Here is a 16,727-nt window from a genome sequence, read left to right as displayed (position 1 = left end):
CTGCGCGTTCTCCGTCCGATCGTGTTCCGTGAGGGTGTCGCGGTCAGCTCCGCCCGGCTCGTTCCACCGCGCGTCGCAGGGTCTCCAGGTCGTGCTCCGCCCGGGCACGCAGTGCCGGCGAGCCGGGGTCGGCCGCCAGCTCGTCGAGCCCGGCCCGCAGCGCCGCGGCCAGCTGCCGGGCCTCCGCGACGAGGGCGTCGGGGCCGCCGGTGGTGTGCAGCCGCAGCTCCCAGGCCCGCAGCTCCAGCCGTGCGGCCGCCGTCGTCAGGACGTCGTCCACCGCGGGACCCCGCGCCGGCTCCTGGGCCGCCCGGGCGACCTCCACCGACAGCTCGTCCAGGCCGCGGTCGAGGTCGGCGCGGTAGGCGGCCCACGCGTCGGCGTCGGCCTGCACGCACCGCTCGTGCACCCGGCGGAGACGGTCCCGCAGCGGCGCCAGGACACCGCGCACCGCCGGTGCGCTCGCGGGGTGGTCGCGGCACAGGCCGGCGGTGGTGCGGGCCAGGCGCTGGTCGACGACCGCCGGGCGGAGGGTGGGGGGATCGGCCGTCGGGGACGCGGGCACGGTCACGAGCTGCAAGGTAAGGCCGGGCCCGGGACGCGCTCCACCGGCAGCGGGTGAACACCCGGTGGCCGGTGGGGTCGGCCGGGGAGCGACGCGGGGAGGCCGACTAGCGTTGAGGGGTCACTCGCCGACCGCCAGCCGGATGGAGCCCCCGTGCCCAGCGAAGCCACCCCCGCCCGTACCGCCGACCCCGCTCGCCTGGAGAAGGTGGTCAACCTCTGCAAGCGCCGGGGGATCGTCTTCCCCTCCGGGGAGATCTACGGTGGCACCCGCTCCGCCTGGGACTACGGCCCCCTCGGCGTCGAGCTCAAGGACAACATCAAGAAGCAGTGGTGGCGCACCGTCGTCCAGAGCCGGGACGACGTCGTCGGCCTGGACTCCTCGGTCATCCTGCCCCGCCAGGTGTGGGTCGCCTCCGGTCACGTCGGTGTGTTCACCGACCCGCTGACGGAGTGCCAGAACTGCCACAAGCGCTTCCGGGCCGACCACCTGGAGGAGGCGTACGAAGAGAAGAAGGGCCGGGCCCCGGAGAACGGCCTGACCGACATCACCTGCCCGAACTGTGGCGTCACCGGCCAGTGGACCGAGCCGCGCGACTTCAACATGATGCTGAAGACCCACCTCGGCCCGGTCGAGGACGAGTCGGGGCTGCACTACCTGCGCCCCGAGACCGCCCAGGGCATCTTCGTCAGCTTCGCCAACGTCATGGGCGCCTCGCGGAAGAAGCCGCCGTTCGGCATCGGCCAGATCGGCAAGTCCTTCCGCAACGAGATCACGCCGGGCAACTTCATCTTCCGCACGCGTGAGTTCGAGCAGATGGAGATGGAGTTCTTCGTCAAGCCCGGCGAGGACGCCGAGTGGCACCAGTACTGGATCGACGAGCGCACCCGCTGGTACACCGACCTGGGGATCGACCCCGAAAACCTGCGCCACTTCGAGCACCCGGCGGAGAAGCTCTCGCACTACTCGACGCGCACCGTCGACATCGAGTACCGCTTCGGCTTCCAGGGCTCGGAGTGGGGCGAGCTGGAGGGCATCGCCAACCGCACCGACTTCGACCTGAAGACGCACTCGGAGCACTCGGGCAACGACCTGTCCTACTTCGACCAGGCCACCAACGAGCGCTGGACGCCGTACGTCATCGAGCCGGCCGCCGGGCTGACCCGCTCGCTGATGGCGTTCCTGGTCGACGCCTACACCGAGGACGAGGCGCCCAACGCCAAGGGCGGCGTCGACACCCGCACGGTGCTGCGGCTGGACCACCGGCTGGCCCCGGTCAAGGCCGCCGTCCTGCCGCTGTCGCGCAACGCCGACCTCTCGCCCAAGGCCCGCGGCCTGGCCGCCGACCTGCGCAAGAACTGGAACGTCGACTTCGACGACGCCGGCGCCATCGGCCGCCGCTACCGCCGTCAGGACGAGGTGGGCACCCCGTTCTGCCTCACCGTCGACTTCGACACCCTCGAGGACAACGCGGTGACCGTGCGCGAGCGGGACTCGATGAGCCAGGAGCGCGTCGGCCTGGACCAGGTCGTCTCCTACCTCGCCGCCCGCCTCCCTGGCTGCTGAGCTGGGGCTGCCGCACCTGCTCCGGGTGCGGCAGCCCGGGTCAACCCGGGTGACCTGACGTTGAGCCGTGCCACGGCGCGGCTCAACGTCAGGTGACGCGGTTCGACCCCCGTCAGCTCACCCTCCGACCCGGTCGTCGACCCGGGACAACCACCCGTCGTCACCCACCTCTCCGTCCCGTGGCCGCCCCACGGCCCGGGGCGCTTCCTGGAAGGCGCGGGCCAGGGGGCCGGGCGTCGCCAGGAGTCGGTGGACCGTCGTCGCGACGGCGGGCCGCTGGTCGCCGAGGTCAGCGGCGGAGAGCCGGACGAAGCGGATCCCCAGCGAGCGGAGCAGGTCCTCCGTGCGCTTCTCCTGCCACAACTCCTCCGCCGGGGTCCGGCCGAAGGCGGGCTGCCGGTACTTCACCTGCCCGTCGAACTCCACGGCCACCGCCGCCTCGGGGTACCAGCCGTCGACGACCTTGAGCAGCTGTCCGTCCACCCAGAGCTCGACCTGTGGGATGAAGGGCGGCAACCCGAGCGCGGCGAAGGCCAGCCGGCCGTACGTCTCGAGCCAGGACTCGGCCCGCCCGTCTGCCAGGGCGAGAGCGCGCACGGCTCGCGGGATCCCGGGTACGAACGCCTGTCGGTCGAGCACCTGGGCCACGTGGCTCCGGGTGGTCAGCCCGCGCAACAGCGCAGCGTCCAGGGCGGCCACGGCGTGCACCTCCGGCCACGAGCGGGCCACGTCGACCAGGGTCCGGGCCGCCGTCGTCACGGGGTACGCACCGCGCACGGTCACCTCGTCCTCAGAGAGGACGGCGCGGGTCATCCGCCATCCGCGACCGCGTCGCCAGCGATCCGGGTCGGTCAACTCGACCACCGGCTCCGCCGCCCGCGGTCTCGGGAGGCCCCACACCCAGGCCGCGGTCGCTCCGCTGAGGACAGCGGACGGGCGGCCCAGGCTGGTCGTCACGGCGAGCGCGTCCAGTCCCGGACGGCGTCGGGTGCGCTCCACCTCGGCGAGGTCCCCGGCCGTCACGAAGACGCCGGTGCGCAGCCGCACCCACGTCCCCGTGCGCACCGCCGTCCGGACCTCCCGTTCACCGACACCGACGGCGGTCAGGTCGGCGGTGGTGAAGATGCCGAGCCGTCGCCGTCCTGGCTCGGCCACGGCAGTCGGGACGGAGAGGGGAGCGCGCACCCCAGGCAGCGTGATCGGTGATCGCCGGCGGAGTGGCCCGACCGGGCGACCTGTGGACCGGTGGGGCCGACGGGGACGGTCACGGACACCAGACCCGGACGCGCGGTAGGCCCCCGGGTGGACTGGGCCGCCGCCCGGGTTGACCCGGTCGACCTGACGTCGGGCCGTGCCACGGCGCGGTTCGACGTCACCTGGCCCGGGTTGACCCGCGCCAGGGACGCCGAGGGGTCGAGCCGGATGGGACGGCGAGGTGGCCGCTCCGGCGTGTCCCCGGGCACACAGCCGGGGCACCTACCCTGGGGGCGTGACCAGCACCCTCGAGCGCGCGACGGCGCTGCCGGCGTTGCAGCTGGGGAAGCTGACCGTGGACCCGGCGGTGGTGCTCGCGCCGATGGCCGGGATCACCGGTCCGGCGTTCCGCACGCTGTGCCGGGAGTTCGGCGCCGGCCTGTACGTCTGCGAGATGATCACCACCCGCGCGCTGGTGGAGCGCAACGAGAAGACGCTGCGGATGGTGCAGGCCACCACCGACGAGGCCGACGCGTTCTCCGTGCAGCTCTACGGCGTCGACCCGGCCACGGTGGGCCGCGCGGTGTCGATGCTGGTCGACGAGCAGGTCGCCGGCACCCGCCCGGCGCACATCGACCTCAACTTCGGCTGCCCGGTGCCCAAGGTGACCCGCAAGGGCGGTGGCTCGGCGCTGCCGTGGCGCCGCGTGCTGTTCGGCAACATCGTGCGGGCCGCAGTCCAGGCCGCCGGCGACGTCCCGGTGACGGTGAAGACCCGCATCGGCATCGACCCCGAGCACACCACCTACCTCGACGCCGGACGGATCGCCCAGGACGCCGGCGCCGCGGCGATCACCCTGCACGGGCGCACCGCCGACCAGCTCTACAGCGGCACCGCCGACTGGGCGCCCATCGCGAGGCTGGTCGAGACCGTCGACATCCCGGTGCTGGGCAACGGCGACCTGTGGGAGGCCGACGACGCGCTGCGCATGGTCGCCGAGACCGGCTGCGCCGGCGTCGTCGTGGGCCGGGGCTGCCTGGGGCGCCCGTGGCTGTTCGCCGACCTGGCCGCTGCCTTCGCCGGGTCCACCCAGCGCACGCTGCCCGACTTCCGCCAGGTCGCCGCGGTGATGCACCGGCACGCGACGCTGCTGGTCGCCGAGCACGGCGAGGAGGCCTACGGCTGCGCGGACTTCCGCAAGCACGTGGCCTGGTACCTCAAGGGCTTCGCCGTCGGTTCGGACACCCGCCGCGCCCTGGCCATGGTCAGCAGCCTCGACGAGCTGGCCGAGCTGCTGGCCGGCATCGAGGACCAGCCCTACCCGCAGACGGTCCTGGGCGAGCCCCGCGGACGGACGACGTCGGCGCGCCCGGTGTCGCTGCCGGAGGGCTGGCTGGACGACCGCGACGACCCGCGCCCGCCTGCCGGCGCCGAGCTCCTGGTGGGTGGCGGATGACGCCCGTCGTGACCACGACCCGAGGCGGCAGATGACCACCGGACCGTTCCTCTACGACGACGGCCCGGCGCCGCTGCACACCGCCGAGCCGCGCCAGCGCAACGGCCTGGTCCTCGGCCTGCTGGGCGGCACGGCGCTGTTCTCGGTGACCATGGTCGTGCTGATGAACGTGTGGAACGGGAACGGGGCCGACCAGTCCCGGGAGGTCGCCACCGTCTTCACCGCCGCGCTGTCGCAGGGGGACCTGACCACCTCGTACGCGCTGATCTGCGACGACGTGCGGGCCGCGGTGCCCCCGGACCAGCTGGCCGCGGAGTACCTGCAGCCGGGCACCCCGCAGGTGACCGGGACGCAGTCGAGCGAGTACGAGGGTGCGCCGGCCGAGCTGGTCACGGTGCGCTGGGACGACGCCGGCACGGTCACCACCACCGAGCTCACCCTGGTCCCCGAGGGCGGCACGAAGGTCTGCGGGACCCGCGTCACGGGCTGAGCGACGGGCCGCCCCCAGCGGCTCCCCGCACCCGGCGCGTCGCGTGGTACCCATGACGGGTGGCAGCGTCGGCGGGGCAGTTGGTCGTGCGGGTGGTGGGTGCCGCGGTGACGTCGGTGCTGCTGCTCGCCGGGGCCACGGGGCTGGCCATCTGGTGGACCGCGCGGCAGGACGACCGGCCCGGGTCCGACGCGATCGTGGTGCTCGGGTCGGCGCAGTACAACGGCGTCCCGTCCTCGATCTTCGAGGCCCGGCTGGAGCACGCGCTGTCGCTCTACACCGACGGCGTGGCGCCGAGGGTGGTGACCGTGGGCGGCAAGGCCGAGGGTGACCAGTACAGCGAGGCGGAGGCCGGCCGGCGGTACCTGCTGGACGCCGGCGTCCCGGCGGAGGCGCTGCTCGCCGTCGAGGAGGGCGAGGACACCTTGGAGAGCGTGCGGGCGGTCGCCGGCACCTTCGACGGGCAGGGCTGGCGCACCGCCGTCCTGGTGACCGACCCGTGGCACGCCATGCGCGCGCAGCGGATGGCGTCCGACGCCAGCATGGACGCGACCAGCTCGCCGACCCGCCAGGGCCCGGCCGTGCAGACGCGCACCACGCAGCTGCGGTACATCGTGCGCGAGACGGCCGCCTACCTGCTCTACCGCGCGACCGGCGAGAGCGTCGCCGGGGCACCGGGCATCGGCTGAGGAGGAGAGACAGTGCTGGAGCTGGGCAAGAGCGCGTCGCACGACCTGCCGAAGGGCACCGTCCCGGTGCTCGAGGGCGATGCCGTCGTGGCGACGCTGCACGCGTCGAACTGGAAGGAGTCCGCGACCGCTGAGGTGGCCGGGCGGTCCTGGGTCTTCGGGAAGGCCGGCCGCGAGCTGGCCGCCCGCTGGGCCGTCGACCCCGAGGACGCCGTCCGGCTGCGGGCGCGGCAGACGTCGTACTGGAACGGCACCTGGACGGCGGAGCTGGACGGCATGACCGTCGAGGTCACGTCGGCGTCCCGCTGGAAGGGCACCCACCGCTACACCGTCGACGGCCGGCAGCTGGCCGAGAGCGACACGACCGGGTCGTGGAACCCGCGGCCCACGCTCACCACGGCCCCCGACCTGTCCCTGGACCACGCGGTCTTCCTGCTGTGGGTCGAGCTCGTCCTCGGCCGACGCTGGGCCGCGGCCGCGGCGGCCGTCTGATGCCCGGCCGGGGACGCATCCGGGCCGCGGACATCGCCACGGTCCGCGAGCGGTCGAAGATCGACGAGGTCGTCGGCGAGCACCTGCAGCTCAAGCGTGCGGGCGGCGGCAGCCTCAAGGGGCTGTGCCCGTTCCACGACGAGAAGTCGCCGTCCTTCCAGGTCACGCCCTCGCGCGGGCTGTACCACTGCTTCGGGTGCGGGGTCGGTGGTGACGTCATCCGCTTCGTGCAGGAGATCGACCACCTGTCCTTCTCCGAGGCTGTCGAGCTGCTCGCCGGCCGCACCGGGGTGCAGCTGCAGTACGAGGACGACGGCGGCCGCGCCACCGCCGGCCCCGACCGCGCGCACGCCGGCCAGCGAGCCCGGCTGGTGGCGGCCAACACCGCGGCTGCGGACTTCTACGCCGTCCAGCTGATGACGCCCGACGCCGCGCCGGCCCGCAGCTTCCTGGCCGACCGCGGCTTCGACCGGCAGGTCGCGCTGGACTTCAACTGCGGCTACGCCCCCGCCGGCTGGGACACCCTGACCCGGCACCTGCGCGGGCTGGGCTACACGCAGGAGGAGCTGGTCACCGGGGGGCTGGCGAAGGAGTCCTCCCGCGGCACGCTCATCGACCGGTTCCACCGCCGGCTGATCTGGCCGATCCGCGACCTCACCGGTGACGTGATCGGTTTCGGCGCCCGCAAGCTGATGGACGACGACCCGGGCCCGAAGTACCTCAACACCCCCGAGACGCCGCTGTACAAGAAGAGCACCGTCCTCTACGGCGTCGAGCGGGCCAAGCGGGAGATCGCCCGCAGCCACCAGGCGGTCGTCGTCGAGGGCTACACCGACGTGATGGCCTGCCACGTGGCCGGCGTGACCACCGCCGTCGCCTCCTGCGGCACCGCGTTCGGGCCGGAGCACATCAACGTGCTGCGCCGGCTCTTGATGGACCAGGACGAGTTCCGCGGAGAGGTGATCTACACCTTCGACGGCGACGCGGCCGGCCAGGCGGCGGCGATGAAGTCGTTCAAGGAGGACCAGCGCTTCGTCGCGCAGACCTTCGTCGCGGTCGAGCAGGAGGGCCGCGACCCCTGCGAGCTGCGCCAGGCCCACGGGGACGCCGCCGTGCGCGACCTGATCGCCCGGCGCACGCCGCTGATCGAGTTCGTGCTGCGGACGCACCTGGCCGAGTACGACCTGGACACCGTGGAGGGCCGCGTCGCCGCGCTGGACAAGACGGCGCCGCTGCTGGCCCAGATCAAGGACCACGCGCTGCGTCCCGCCTACGCCCGTCGGCTGGCCGGGCTGCTCGGCCTGCCCGACGAGAGCGAGGTCGTGGCCCGGCTGCGTCAGCAGGGTGGCGACGGGGTGGGGGAGAAGCGGCCGCCGTCCCGGGGCCGCGCGCCGCAGCGCTCCCCGGAGGACGCCGCGCGTGAGGTCGAGCGGGAGGCGGTGAAGGCGGCGCTGCAGTGCCCCGAGCTCGCCGGGCCCGACTTCGACGCCGTCCCGGCCGAGGCCTACACCGACCCGGACTACGCGGCGGTGGCCGCGGCGGTCTCCGGTGCCGGGGGAGCGGCCGGGGCGACGACGTCCGGCGCGGCCTGGCTGGACGAGGTGACCGAGCACTGCGACCGGGAGTCGGCCAAGGCGATGTTGACCGCGCTGGCGGTCGAGCCGATGCACTCGGTGGGGGAGAACGACCCCACCTACGTCAACGCGCTGATGGCCCGGCTGCAGCTGATGGCGGCCGAGCGTGAGCTGGTGGCGATCAAGGGCCGGCTGCAGCGCACCAACCCGGTCGAGGACTCCGACGGCTACATGAAGATGTTCCAGAAGCTGATCGACCTCGAGGCGCTGGCCCGGGCCCTGCGCACCCGGGCGGCCGGCGGCCTGTGAACCTGCTCGGGCGGCTGCGGGGCGGGCGCGCGCGCCCGCCCGAGCAGGTGCGCGCCCTGGTGGCCGCCGACCCCGACGAGCGGGTGCTGGCCTGGGGCGAGCTGGTGGCGGGCGGCTGGCTCGTGGCGACCAGCCGGGGCCTGCGGTCGGACGGCGACGTCCTGCCCTGGCACCGGGTCGGCACCGCGCGCTGGACGGCGGCGGGGGAGGGCGGCACGTTCACCGTCGTCCCGCTGGCCGACGTCGAGCCGGGCGTGCAGGCGCGGGAGGCGCCGCTGCGGTTCGTGCTGCGCGCGGCCGGCGAGCTGCCAGCGGTGCTGCGCACCCGGGTCGACCGGACGGTGGTGACCAGCCAGCGGCACCCGCTGCCCACCGGCGGGGCGGTGCTGCTGGTGGCCCGCCGGGTGCCCGGTCAGGCAGCCCGGGAGTGGACGGTGGTGTTCGACGACGACGCCGACCGCGACGACCCGGCCGCCCGCCAGGTCGCGCGGGAGCGGCTGGCGGCCGCGGTGGACGCCGACGACCCCAGCCGCTGAACCGCGGTCAGTGGCCGGTGTCGGTGCCCATGCGGGTCTTGACCGAGTCGACGGCGGCGTCGGCGCGGGCCTGGGCGACACCGGCGGCGGCCTGCAGACGCGGGTCGTCCTTGGCCGAGGCGTAGAGCCGACGGATCTGCTCGTAGCGCTCGCGGCCGGCCTTGGCGCCGAGGACGTAGCCGGCGCCGAAGCCGGCGAGGAAGGACAGCTTGGCCACGAGGGACCTCCTGGGTTCGGGGGAGTGCTGACGGTACCGGCCGGTTCCGCGGACGACCCGCCGAGAACCCCTGCCCCGACACCCCTCCCACGGTGTAGTAACCTTGACGAGTCCGCGGGTCACGGCCCGCTGATCCCTCGTAGCTCAATTGGCAGAGCATGCGACTGTTAATCGCAGGGTTATAGGTTCAAGTCCTATCGAGGGAGCAAGCCGAGCCCCTGGTCAGCGTCGCTGATCAGGGGCTTTTGTCTGCCGCGCCGAGGCGGGTCGGTGCGGTCCACGGACCAGTCCAGATCGCAACCCGTGCCGGCTTCAGCTGCCGCCGGTCCCCGGCTGGAGTGTCTTGCGCTCGATCAACAGGCTGCTCACGTCCTGAACGCCTCCCGGAACCGTCAGTTCAGCGATGGGGGGTCGCTTGCCTCGACGTTCCTCCCACGGGTACTCGTTGATCGGCAGGAAGGGCCGCGGCCCACGCTCGACCTTCGCGCCCGGATGGACAGCGCCACTGTTGTAGGGCGAGAGCTCGACGATGTGGCCGTAGCGCGACAGGAGCGCGGCGGTGTCCAGGACGAGCACCTCGTGCGCTCGGTCTCGGTAGGGGGGTGCGTTCCTGAGCCTGGACAGCGGCGACTCATCGAGGAAGAAGAACACTCGCTGGTTCAAGGCCCGGTAGTACTCACGAGCGTCCATGCCCACCAGCGTTCGGCGCAGGACTGTCTCGTTCATCGGCTTGTTGTCGCGCAGCCACGCGGTCCCCACGCCCGAGCGCTCGAGCCGCCTCATCTCCGGCCGGCGCTGGCTCAAGAGGCGCTCGCGTTCGGCGCCGACGACCCCGTACACGTCGAGCAGTGCTGCCGTCGACAGGAGCCCGTGGCGCTCGATCGACGGCCAGGACCCGATCTCCGTCAGGTGGTACAGCCGCGGCCAACGCTGCTCGATGACGTGGGTCGACAACGACGGAGTCATGGTCGGACGGTATCCACAACGACTCGTCCTGGGAGCAACGGCTCAGCCAGCGGTACTGCTCAGGGACGTTGATCGGCGTGGTCCTGGGGGGCTCACGACTCATCAACCGGTCTGTGATGGCCGTGCGGGTTGCCGCGAGCGAGTGGTCGACCAGACGCTTCATGCATGTCTCACCCGATCAACACGTGCGTCGCAGGGACAACGTGTCAGCGGCATCAACTCCGCCGCCATGACGACTGCACCGAGGCGTGCGCACCGCAGCTACGCGGCCGACGGTACGTGCTGTTCCTCGCCGAGCCTCCCGCTCCTGGGGCGCTTACGCTCGGTGGATGCCGTCCAACCGCAAGCCGCTGGACGAGCTCCGCGAGACCGTCGGCCGCCTCGGCGACCAGCTCCCACGTCCCGGCATCCGCGGCGTTGACGACCTGATGAACGACCTCTTCGGCGGCCGCCCCGGCCCGGCCCGACCGCTCGCGGTGATCCAGGCCGAACTCGACGGGCTCGTGGGGCTGGAGGCGGTCAAGGAGCAGGTGCAGGCGCTCGTCGCCTTCCTGCAGGTGCAGGCCCGCCGCAAGGCGCACGGACTCCCCGAGGCGGCGACGTCCCAGCACCTGGTGTTCCTCGGCAACCCGGGCACGGGCAAGACCACCGTGGCGCGGCTCCTGGCCGAGATGTACCGGGCGGTCGGCCTGCTGCAGAAGGGGCACCTGGTCGAGGTCGACCGGGCTGCCCTGGTCGGGCAGTACGTCGGCGCGACTGCGATCAAGACCGACCGGGTCATCCGCAAGGCGCTCGACGGGGTCTTGTTCATCGACGAGGCCTACTCGCTGTCCCCGGACTCCGACGGCCGGGTCGACTTCGGGCCCGAGGCGATCGAGGTCCTCCTCAAGCGCATGGAGGACCACCGCCACCGGCTCGTGGTGATCGTGGCCGGTTACCCGCGCCTGATGGAGGCCTTCCTGGCCTCCAACCCGGGCCTGCGGTCGCGCTTCGCCCGGGAGATCGACTTCCCGGACTACTCCACCGCCGAGCTGGAGGCCATCTTCACCGGCGTCGTCCTTCAGCACGAGTACGTGCTGGAGCCCGGCGCTGCGGTCACGCTCCGCCGCACCCTGGGTGGCCTCACGTCGGACCAGGAGTCCGGCAACGCGCGCTTCGCCCGCACCCTGTTCGAACAGTCGCTGAACCGCCAGGCCCTCCGGCTGACCCGCGCCGAGGGCAAGAGCGTCGACGACCTCAGCCGGGACGACGTCTCGACGCTCACCGCGAACGACATCGCGGAGGCAGCCCGCTCGCTGAGCGAATAACCGACCCGCCGGGTCGGTGCCCTCGACGCCTCTTGCACGGGCGGTCGCTCGCAACCACCGCACTGATGTGCCGATCATCCGGCCGCCGCGTGACGTCGAGCGGGGGGCGCGCCCTGCCGACGCCGCGTCCGTCCCTTCTCCATCAGTGAGCCAGGCCGGTCAGCGGCGGATCACGTCCACGGGCAGACCCGGTGGTGCGTACGACCGTCGACGGCGAGCGAGGCGGTTCAACTCCCCGTTCCACGGCACGCGAGCGGCCTTCGCCTTGTTGTGCCGCCGGCAGAGCACTTGTCCGTTGGCCAGCGTGGTCGAGCCACCCCGGCTGTGGGGATGGACGTGATCCGCCTCCAGTCGCGCCGTCTGCTCGCAGCGACCGATCAGCGGAGTGTGGTGCTCGCACCGGCCGCCGGCACGCAGGAGCAGCAACGACTTGTCCGCTCGGGAGTAGGTGCGCACAGGGTCCCGTCGCCTGCCCCCGTGGATGCCCTCGCGCACCACGCGCAGGCACGCGCGCCCGACCACCAGGGCAAGGAGCACACCGAGCCACGGTTGAGCCCACACCCCCTCCCAGAGACTGGTCAGAACAGAGCTCGTCGCGGTGTTCGAGGCCACTGGCCCGAGCGTCGGCAGGGGAGTCATCCCGCTCATCGGAACTGTCCATGCGTCACACCCGAGACGCTAGGCAGCTGCGGTGATCCGCACAGTCCACCTGACGAGCGACAGGACTTCGTCCGCCGCCACTGTGCGTGACGCGGCCCGGTCGGTGACCTTGACCTCCAGCGGTAGCGCTCCCGCGCCGGGGAGCTGCCCAGTGGGGCAAGGGTGATGATCTCCGTGCCGCGCGACGAGGTCACCCGCGCCCGGCCGCACCGGCTGGCCGCCGGCGGCACGTGCCAGCGACTCCACACGGTCTGACCGGCGTGACCCGGTGCGCTGGCCTCGTCGGCAGCGGCTCAGACCGCGACGCCCTGCGCGGCCGGTTCGGCGTCCTGGCCGGCCGCCGCCGGGGCCATCCACATGACCTGCCAGCCGTGGCCGTCGAGGTCGAAGAAGCTGCGGGACACCATGAACCCGAGGTCCTCGAGCGGGTCGGCCTCGACGGCGCCGGCCGCCAGGGCGGTGTCGACGACGCGGTCGACGTCCTCCCGGGACGGGACGCTGAAGCAGTAGAGCGCCAGTGCGTGCGTGGCCGGGTCGGCCATCGGCCGCTTCGAGTGCTGCGCGAAGGTCGCGTGGTCACCCAGCATCACGCTGGCCTGCTCGCCGACGAGCATGCAGGCGGCGCCGTCACCGGAGAAGGCCTCGTCGAAGGTGAACCCGAGCGCGGTGAAGAACGCCCGGCTGCGCGCGACGTCGGCCACGGGCAGGGTCACGAAGAACGTGCGGCCGGGGTGTGCGGGGCTGGTCACGGTGGGTCTCCCGTCGGTGGTTCGAGTGGGTACACCGGCAGGACCGGCCCGGCCGGTGGAACTCATCGGTGACGCCGGCCGAGCGGTCGAGCGCCCCGGCCGAGGAGGACGAGCGCTAGCGTCCCGCCATGGAGAGCCGGGTGCGCGGTGTCACCGTCCACTCCGTCGAGCACGGCAGCGGGCTGCCACTGGTCGCCCTGCACGGCGCCGGCGTCGACCACCGCGACCTCGAGGCGGCCCTGGAACAGGTCCTGGGCGGCACGGACCTCCGGCGCGTGTACCTCGACCTGCCGGGGATGGGCCGCACCACCGCCGAGGGGCTGCACGGCAACGACGACGTCGTCGCGGTCCTCGCCGCGTTCGTCGAGCAGCTGGACGGCGGGCCGGTCCTGCTGCTGGGCCACTCCTACGGCGGCTACCTGGCGCGCGGGCTGACCGCGCAGCGACCCGACCTGGTCCGCGGCCTCGCGCTGGTCTGTACGGCGGCCGAGAGCACCGGCGAGGTGCCCGCGCCGGTCGTCGTCCGGCAGGACGCCGACGCGTACGACGAGCTCGAGCCCGACCAGCGGGCCGGCTTCGACGAGTACTTCGTGGTGCGCACCCGGGCCACCGCCCGCCGGCACCGCGACTCCGTCGTCCCCGGCATGACGATCCAGGACGAGGTGGCGCTGGAGCGGGTCTTCGCCCGCTGGCCGGTCGACGTCGGCACGGGCCCGGTCGACGTCCCGACCCTGCTGCTCGCCGGGCGGCAGGACTCCGTCGTCGGATACGCCGACACGGTCGACCTGCTCGACCGGCACCCGCACGCCACGCTGGCCGTCGTCGACGGGGCAGGCCACGCCCTGCTGCACGAGCGCCCCGACGTCGTCGGCGGCCTGCTCGCCGACTGGGTCGCCCGGGCCCGCTGACCTGCCCGGACACACGACGAGGCGCCATCCCGTCCGGGACAGCGCCTCGTCGTAGCGGGGCTCAGGACGCGAGCGGCCCGACGGGCTCCTCGCCGCGGAAGGTGATGCGGTGCATCACGCGGCGCTGGGTGCCGTAGTCGCGGTTGGCGTAGTGCACGGTCGAGCGGTTGTCCCACATGACCACGTCACCGACCGACCAGCGGTGCCGGACGATGTGCTCGGGCTTGGTGATGTGGGCGTAGAACAGGTCGAGCAGGTAGCGGCTCTCGGCGTCGGAGACGTCCTTGATGTGGGACACGAAGCCGGGGTTGACGAACAGGCCCTTGCGGCCGGTGTCGGGGTTGACCCGGACGACGGGGTGCTCAATCGGGACCAGGGCGCGGAACTCCTCGCCCTCCCACTTGGTGCGCTCCTCGCGCTGGGCCAGGTAGTACCCGAACTCGCGGGTGCCGTCGTGCACCGCGACCAGCTGGTCGGCCAGGCGCTGCACCGGCTCGCTGAGCGAGCGGTAGGCCAGCTCGAGGTCGGCCCACTGGGTGTCCCCGCCGGTCGGCGGGAGCACGACGGCCCGCAGCACCGAGCCCAGCGGAGGACGGCGCACGAAGGTGACGTCGGTGTGCCAGATGTCGGCGAAGCCACCGCTGGCGCTGTCGAGCGCGTAGATCTCCGGGTGGTCCTCGTCGACGCCCGGGACGACCGGGTGGGACTCGGTGAGCTCACCGAGCCGGCGGCCCAGCGCGATCTGGCTGTCGGGGTGCAGGTCGTGCTGGTCGGCGAAGAACAGCACCTTGTACTCGGCGAGCGCGGCCCGGATGGCCACGATCTGCTCGTCGGTGGCGCGGTCGAGGTCGACACCGTGCACCCGGGCGCCGATGGTCGGCTCCAGGCGCTCGATCTCGAGCACGGACGGCTCGGCGGCAGTGGCGGTGGTGGGGCTGGCGAGCAGGGTCATGCGAGGACTCCAGGGGAGGGGGTGCGGGCGGGGCGGCGGGTGCTCAGTCGAGACAGAGCGCACTCGCGCACCGCAGCAGGTCGATGTGCCGGCGCTCGACGAGCGCGCACTGCACAATCCCTACCGATCTCATAGGAATTACCTTAACCGCACCCTGCGGCTCGTGTCGATGCGGAGGGGGTACCCGGCCCGTCGGCCGTCGAAGCGCCTCCGGTGGACACGTCGACGTCCCCAGTGCGCAGCCCCTCCCGTGTGCCGTCGTGCGCCGGGGCGCGCACGACGGCACAGCAGGTCAGTCCTCGCTGATCCAGGCGGCGGTGTTCGCCGGGAGGGCGATGGTGCCCGCGGACTGGCGCACCGAGGTCGACGAGGCCAGCAGCACCGTCCCCGTCGTCCGCACCAGCACGGTCTCGGTGCCCATGTTGACCACGCAGCGCACCGTCTCGTCGTCCCCGGCGCAGTGCACGGTGAGGACGTCACCGGCGGTCTCGACCGTCGCCTCGCCCGACCCGAGCGCCGGGTGCGCGGCCCGCAGGGCGAGGGCGCGGCGGTAGAGGGTGAGCATCGAGCCGCCGTCGCGGGTCTGGGTGGACACCGCGTAGCCGGACCAGTCGGTGGGGATCGGCAGCCACGGGTCGGCGGCACCGTCGGGGGAGAAGCCGACGCCGTCGGCGTCGTTCCACGGCATCGGGATGCGGCAGCCGTCGCGGCCGGCGCGGGCGCCACCGCTGCGGAAGAAGATCGGGTCGGTCTTGGCCTCGTCGGGGACGACGGCCTGCGGCAGGCCCAGCTCGTCGCCGGCGTAGAGGTAGGCCGAGCCGGGCAGCGACAGCATCAGCAGCGCCGCGGCGCGGGCCCGGGCGGTACCGAGCGCCCCGCCGCCGAAGCGGGTCACCTGGCGGTCCTTGTCGTGGTTGCCCAGCACCCAGGAGACCGGGGCGCCGACCGCGCCGAACGCGTCCAGCGCGCTGCGCACGCCGTCGGCGAAGGCCTCGGTGTCCCAGCCGGACTTGAGCAGCCGGAAGCAGAACGACTGGTGCATCTCGTCGGGGCGCGAGTACAGCGCCACCTCCTGCGGGTCGGCCAGGCAGACCTCGCCGACGATCATGGTGTCCGGGTACTCGTCGCAGATCTCCCGCCAGCGGCGCCACACGTCGTGCACCTCGGGCTGGTTCCAGGTCATCGCCTGCTCCGGGCCGTGCCCGAACAGCGTGGGGGAGTACTTCCCGGGGTTGTCGCGGAGTTCGGCGTCCTTGAACAGCCCGTAGGCCACGTCGACGCGGAAACCGCTGACGCCACGGTCCAGCCAGAACCGCAGTGTCTTCTCGAAGTCCGCGGCGACGGCCGGGTCGCGCCAGTTCAGGTCGGGCTGCTCGGGGGCGAACAGGTGCAGGTACCAGCGGCCGTCGGGGGTGCGCGACCAGGCCGGCCCGCCGAAGAGGGACTGCCAGTTGTTCGGCGGCTCTTCCGACGCCGGGGCGAAGTGGTAGCGCGAGGCCTCGGGGGAGTCGGGGTCGGTCAGCGCGGCCTGGAACCACGGGTGCTGGTCGGAGGTGTGGTTCGGGACGACGTCCAGCACGACCTTGAGGCCGAGCCGGCGGGCGTCGGCGACCAGCGCCTCGAGGTCGGCGACGTCGCCGTAGTCGGGGTCGACCGCGCGGTAGTCGGCGATGTCGTAGCCGCCGTCGGCGCCGCCGGAGGGGTAGTGCGGGTTGATCCACAGCGCGTCGACGCCGAGCCAGGACAGGTAGGGCAGCCGCGAGCGCAGGCCGGCCAGGTCGCCGATGCCGTCGCCGTTGCTGTCGGCGAAGGAGCGCAGGTAGACCTGGTAGACCACGGCCGACCGCCACCAGGGCGACGGGGACCGGAAGGCCTCGACCTGCTGCTCGGGGGACGTCCGCATCGTTGCGAGCCGTGGTGACATGTCGCCATCATCGGCACTCGTACGGCACGTCATGTGCTACAGGTCTCACCAATGACCCGGACGGTGTAGGCAGATGTAGCCATGCCGGTCGCCCGAGAGCTAGGAGAGCCGGGGGACAACTCGTTGCATCGGATACCCCCGGGGGGTATACAAGGGTCGTCCGTCCCGAGGAG

The 16,727-nt window shown here is 72.9% G+C and carries 17 protein-coding genes and 1 tRNA gene; 10 read left to right on the top strand and 8 right to left on the bottom strand.

The genetic code is table 11. The annotated features are described in order from the left end of the window. Window positions 1-43: 43 nt before the first annotated feature. Window positions 44-571 (bottom strand): hypothetical protein, encoded by a 528-nt coding sequence (locus O2W14_RS06600; protein ID WP_269175280.1) that lies wholly within the window; start codon window positions 569-571, stop codon window positions 44-46. Window positions 572-718: 147 nt separating this feature from the next. On the opposite strand from O2W14_RS06600, the gene O2W14_RS06595 reads away from it, so the two are divergent. Next, window positions 719-2,131, top strand: coding sequence for a glycine--tRNA ligase (locus tag O2W14_RS06595; protein ID WP_269175279.1), 1,413 nt, complete (start codon window positions 719-721; stop codon window positions 2,129-2,131). Window positions 2,132-2,248: 117 nt separating this feature from the next. On the opposite strand, the gene O2W14_RS06590 is transcribed toward O2W14_RS06595, so the two are convergent. Beyond that, window positions 2,249-3,316: a type IV toxin-antitoxin system AbiEi family antitoxin domain-containing protein gene (locus O2W14_RS06590; RefSeq protein WP_269175278.1), complete on the bottom strand. Its 1,068-nt coding sequence runs from the start codon at window positions 3,314-3,316 to the stop codon at window positions 2,249-2,251. 304 nt (window positions 3,317-3,620) lie between these two features. Between O2W14_RS06590 and dusB the strand changes: the two genes are divergently transcribed. The 6 genes from dusB to O2W14_RS06560 are packed head-to-tail and all read left to right on the top strand — an operon-like array spanning window position 3,621 to window position 8,871. Further along, on the top strand, window positions 3,621-4,781 hold the full coding sequence (gene dusB / locus O2W14_RS06585) for a tRNA dihydrouridine synthase DusB (RefSeq protein ID WP_269175277.1): 1,161 nt from the start codon (window positions 3,621-3,623) through the stop codon (window positions 4,779-4,781). Window positions 4,782-4,812: 31 nt separating this feature from the next. Then, window positions 4,813-5,271: a hypothetical protein gene (locus O2W14_RS06580; RefSeq protein WP_269175276.1), complete on the top strand. Its 459-nt coding sequence runs from the start codon at window positions 4,813-4,815 to the stop codon at window positions 5,269-5,271. 59 nt (window positions 5,272-5,330) lie between these two features. After that, the gene (locus tag O2W14_RS06575) at window positions 5,331-5,960 is read left to right on the top strand and encodes a YdcF family protein (RefSeq protein WP_269175275.1); all 630 of its coding nucleotides are present in this window, start codon (window positions 5,331-5,333) and stop codon (window positions 5,958-5,960) included. A gap of 12 nt (window positions 5,961-5,972) precedes the next feature. Further along, the gene (locus O2W14_RS06570) at window positions 5,973-6,452 is read left to right on the top strand and encodes a hypothetical protein (RefSeq protein ID WP_269175274.1); all 480 of its coding nucleotides are present in this window, start codon (window positions 5,973-5,975) and stop codon (window positions 6,450-6,452) included. After that, on the top strand, window positions 6,452-8,335 hold the full coding sequence (dnaG, locus tag O2W14_RS06565) for a DNA primase (protein ID WP_269175273.1): 1,884 nt from the start codon (window positions 6,452-6,454) through the stop codon (window positions 8,333-8,335). The genes O2W14_RS06570 and dnaG overlap by 1 nt, the downstream gene beginning before the upstream one ends. Continuing rightward, window positions 8,332-8,871 (top strand): hypothetical protein, encoded by a 540-nt coding sequence (locus O2W14_RS06560; protein WP_269175272.1) that lies wholly within the window; start codon window positions 8,332-8,334, stop codon window positions 8,869-8,871. The genes dnaG and O2W14_RS06560 overlap by 4 nt, the downstream gene beginning before the upstream one ends. Before the next feature lie 7 nt (window positions 8,872-8,878). Here the strand turns inward: O2W14_RS06560 and O2W14_RS06555 are convergent, their stop codons facing one another. Further along, window positions 8,879-9,088 (bottom strand): hypothetical protein, encoded by a 210-nt coding sequence (locus O2W14_RS06555; protein WP_163610675.1) that lies wholly within the window; start codon window positions 9,086-9,088, stop codon window positions 8,879-8,881. A 133-nt stretch (window positions 9,089-9,221) separates the two neighbouring features. Here O2W14_RS06555 and O2W14_RS06550 point away from each other — a divergent pair. After that, window positions 9,222-9,294: transfer RNA gene (locus O2W14_RS06550), tRNA-Asn, on the top strand. A gap of 106 nt (window positions 9,295-9,400) precedes the next feature. Here O2W14_RS06550 and O2W14_RS06545 read toward each other — a convergent pair. After that, on the bottom strand, window positions 9,401-10,054 hold the full coding sequence (locus O2W14_RS06545) for a DUF7002 family protein (RefSeq protein ID WP_269175271.1): 654 nt from the start codon (window positions 10,052-10,054) through the stop codon (window positions 9,401-9,403). A 329-nt stretch (window positions 10,055-10,383) separates the two neighbouring features. On the opposite strand from O2W14_RS06545, the gene O2W14_RS06540 reads away from it, so the two are divergent. Continuing rightward, on the top strand, window positions 10,384-11,361 hold the full coding sequence (locus tag O2W14_RS06540) for an AAA family ATPase (RefSeq protein WP_269175270.1): 978 nt from the start codon (window positions 10,384-10,386) through the stop codon (window positions 11,359-11,361). Between the two features lie 159 nt (window positions 11,362-11,520). On the opposite strand, the gene O2W14_RS06535 is transcribed toward O2W14_RS06540, so the two are convergent. Further along, complete coding sequence (locus tag O2W14_RS06535; protein ID WP_269175269.1) at window positions 11,521-11,973, bottom strand: HNH endonuclease; 453 nt, start codon at window positions 11,971-11,973, stop codon at window positions 11,521-11,523. Window positions 11,974-12,314: 341 nt separating this feature from the next. Then, window positions 12,315-12,770: a VOC family protein gene (locus O2W14_RS06530; RefSeq protein WP_269175268.1), complete on the bottom strand. Its 456-nt coding sequence runs from the start codon at window positions 12,768-12,770 to the stop codon at window positions 12,315-12,317. A gap of 128 nt (window positions 12,771-12,898) precedes the next feature. Here O2W14_RS06530 and O2W14_RS06525 point away from each other — a divergent pair, with 128 nt between their 5' ends. Continuing rightward, entirely contained in the window at window positions 12,899-13,678 is a 780-nt protein-coding gene (locus tag O2W14_RS06525) for an alpha/beta fold hydrolase (protein ID WP_269175267.1), read from the top strand. A 61-nt stretch (window positions 13,679-13,739) separates the two neighbouring features. Here the strand turns inward: O2W14_RS06525 and O2W14_RS06520 are convergent, their stop codons facing one another. Both O2W14_RS06520 and O2W14_RS06515 read right to left on the bottom strand, forming a co-directional pair. Next, on the bottom strand, window positions 13,740-14,630 hold the full coding sequence (locus tag O2W14_RS06520; RefSeq protein ID WP_269175266.1) for a TauD/TfdA dioxygenase family protein: 891 nt from the start codon (window positions 14,628-14,630) through the stop codon (window positions 13,740-13,742). Between the two features lie 292 nt (window positions 14,631-14,922). After that, window positions 14,923-16,554: a glycoside hydrolase family 13 protein gene (locus O2W14_RS06515; protein ID WP_269175265.1), complete on the bottom strand. Its 1,632-nt coding sequence runs from the start codon at window positions 16,552-16,554 to the stop codon at window positions 14,923-14,925. Between the last annotated feature and the right edge of the window lie 173 nt (window positions 16,555-16,727).

Source organism: Modestobacter sp. VKM Ac-2986 (genome assembly GCF_026967795.1).
GTDB lineage: Bacteria > Actinomycetota > Actinomycetes > Mycobacteriales > Geodermatophilaceae > Modestobacter.
This window is presented reverse-complemented; position numbering and strand designations above follow the sequence as displayed.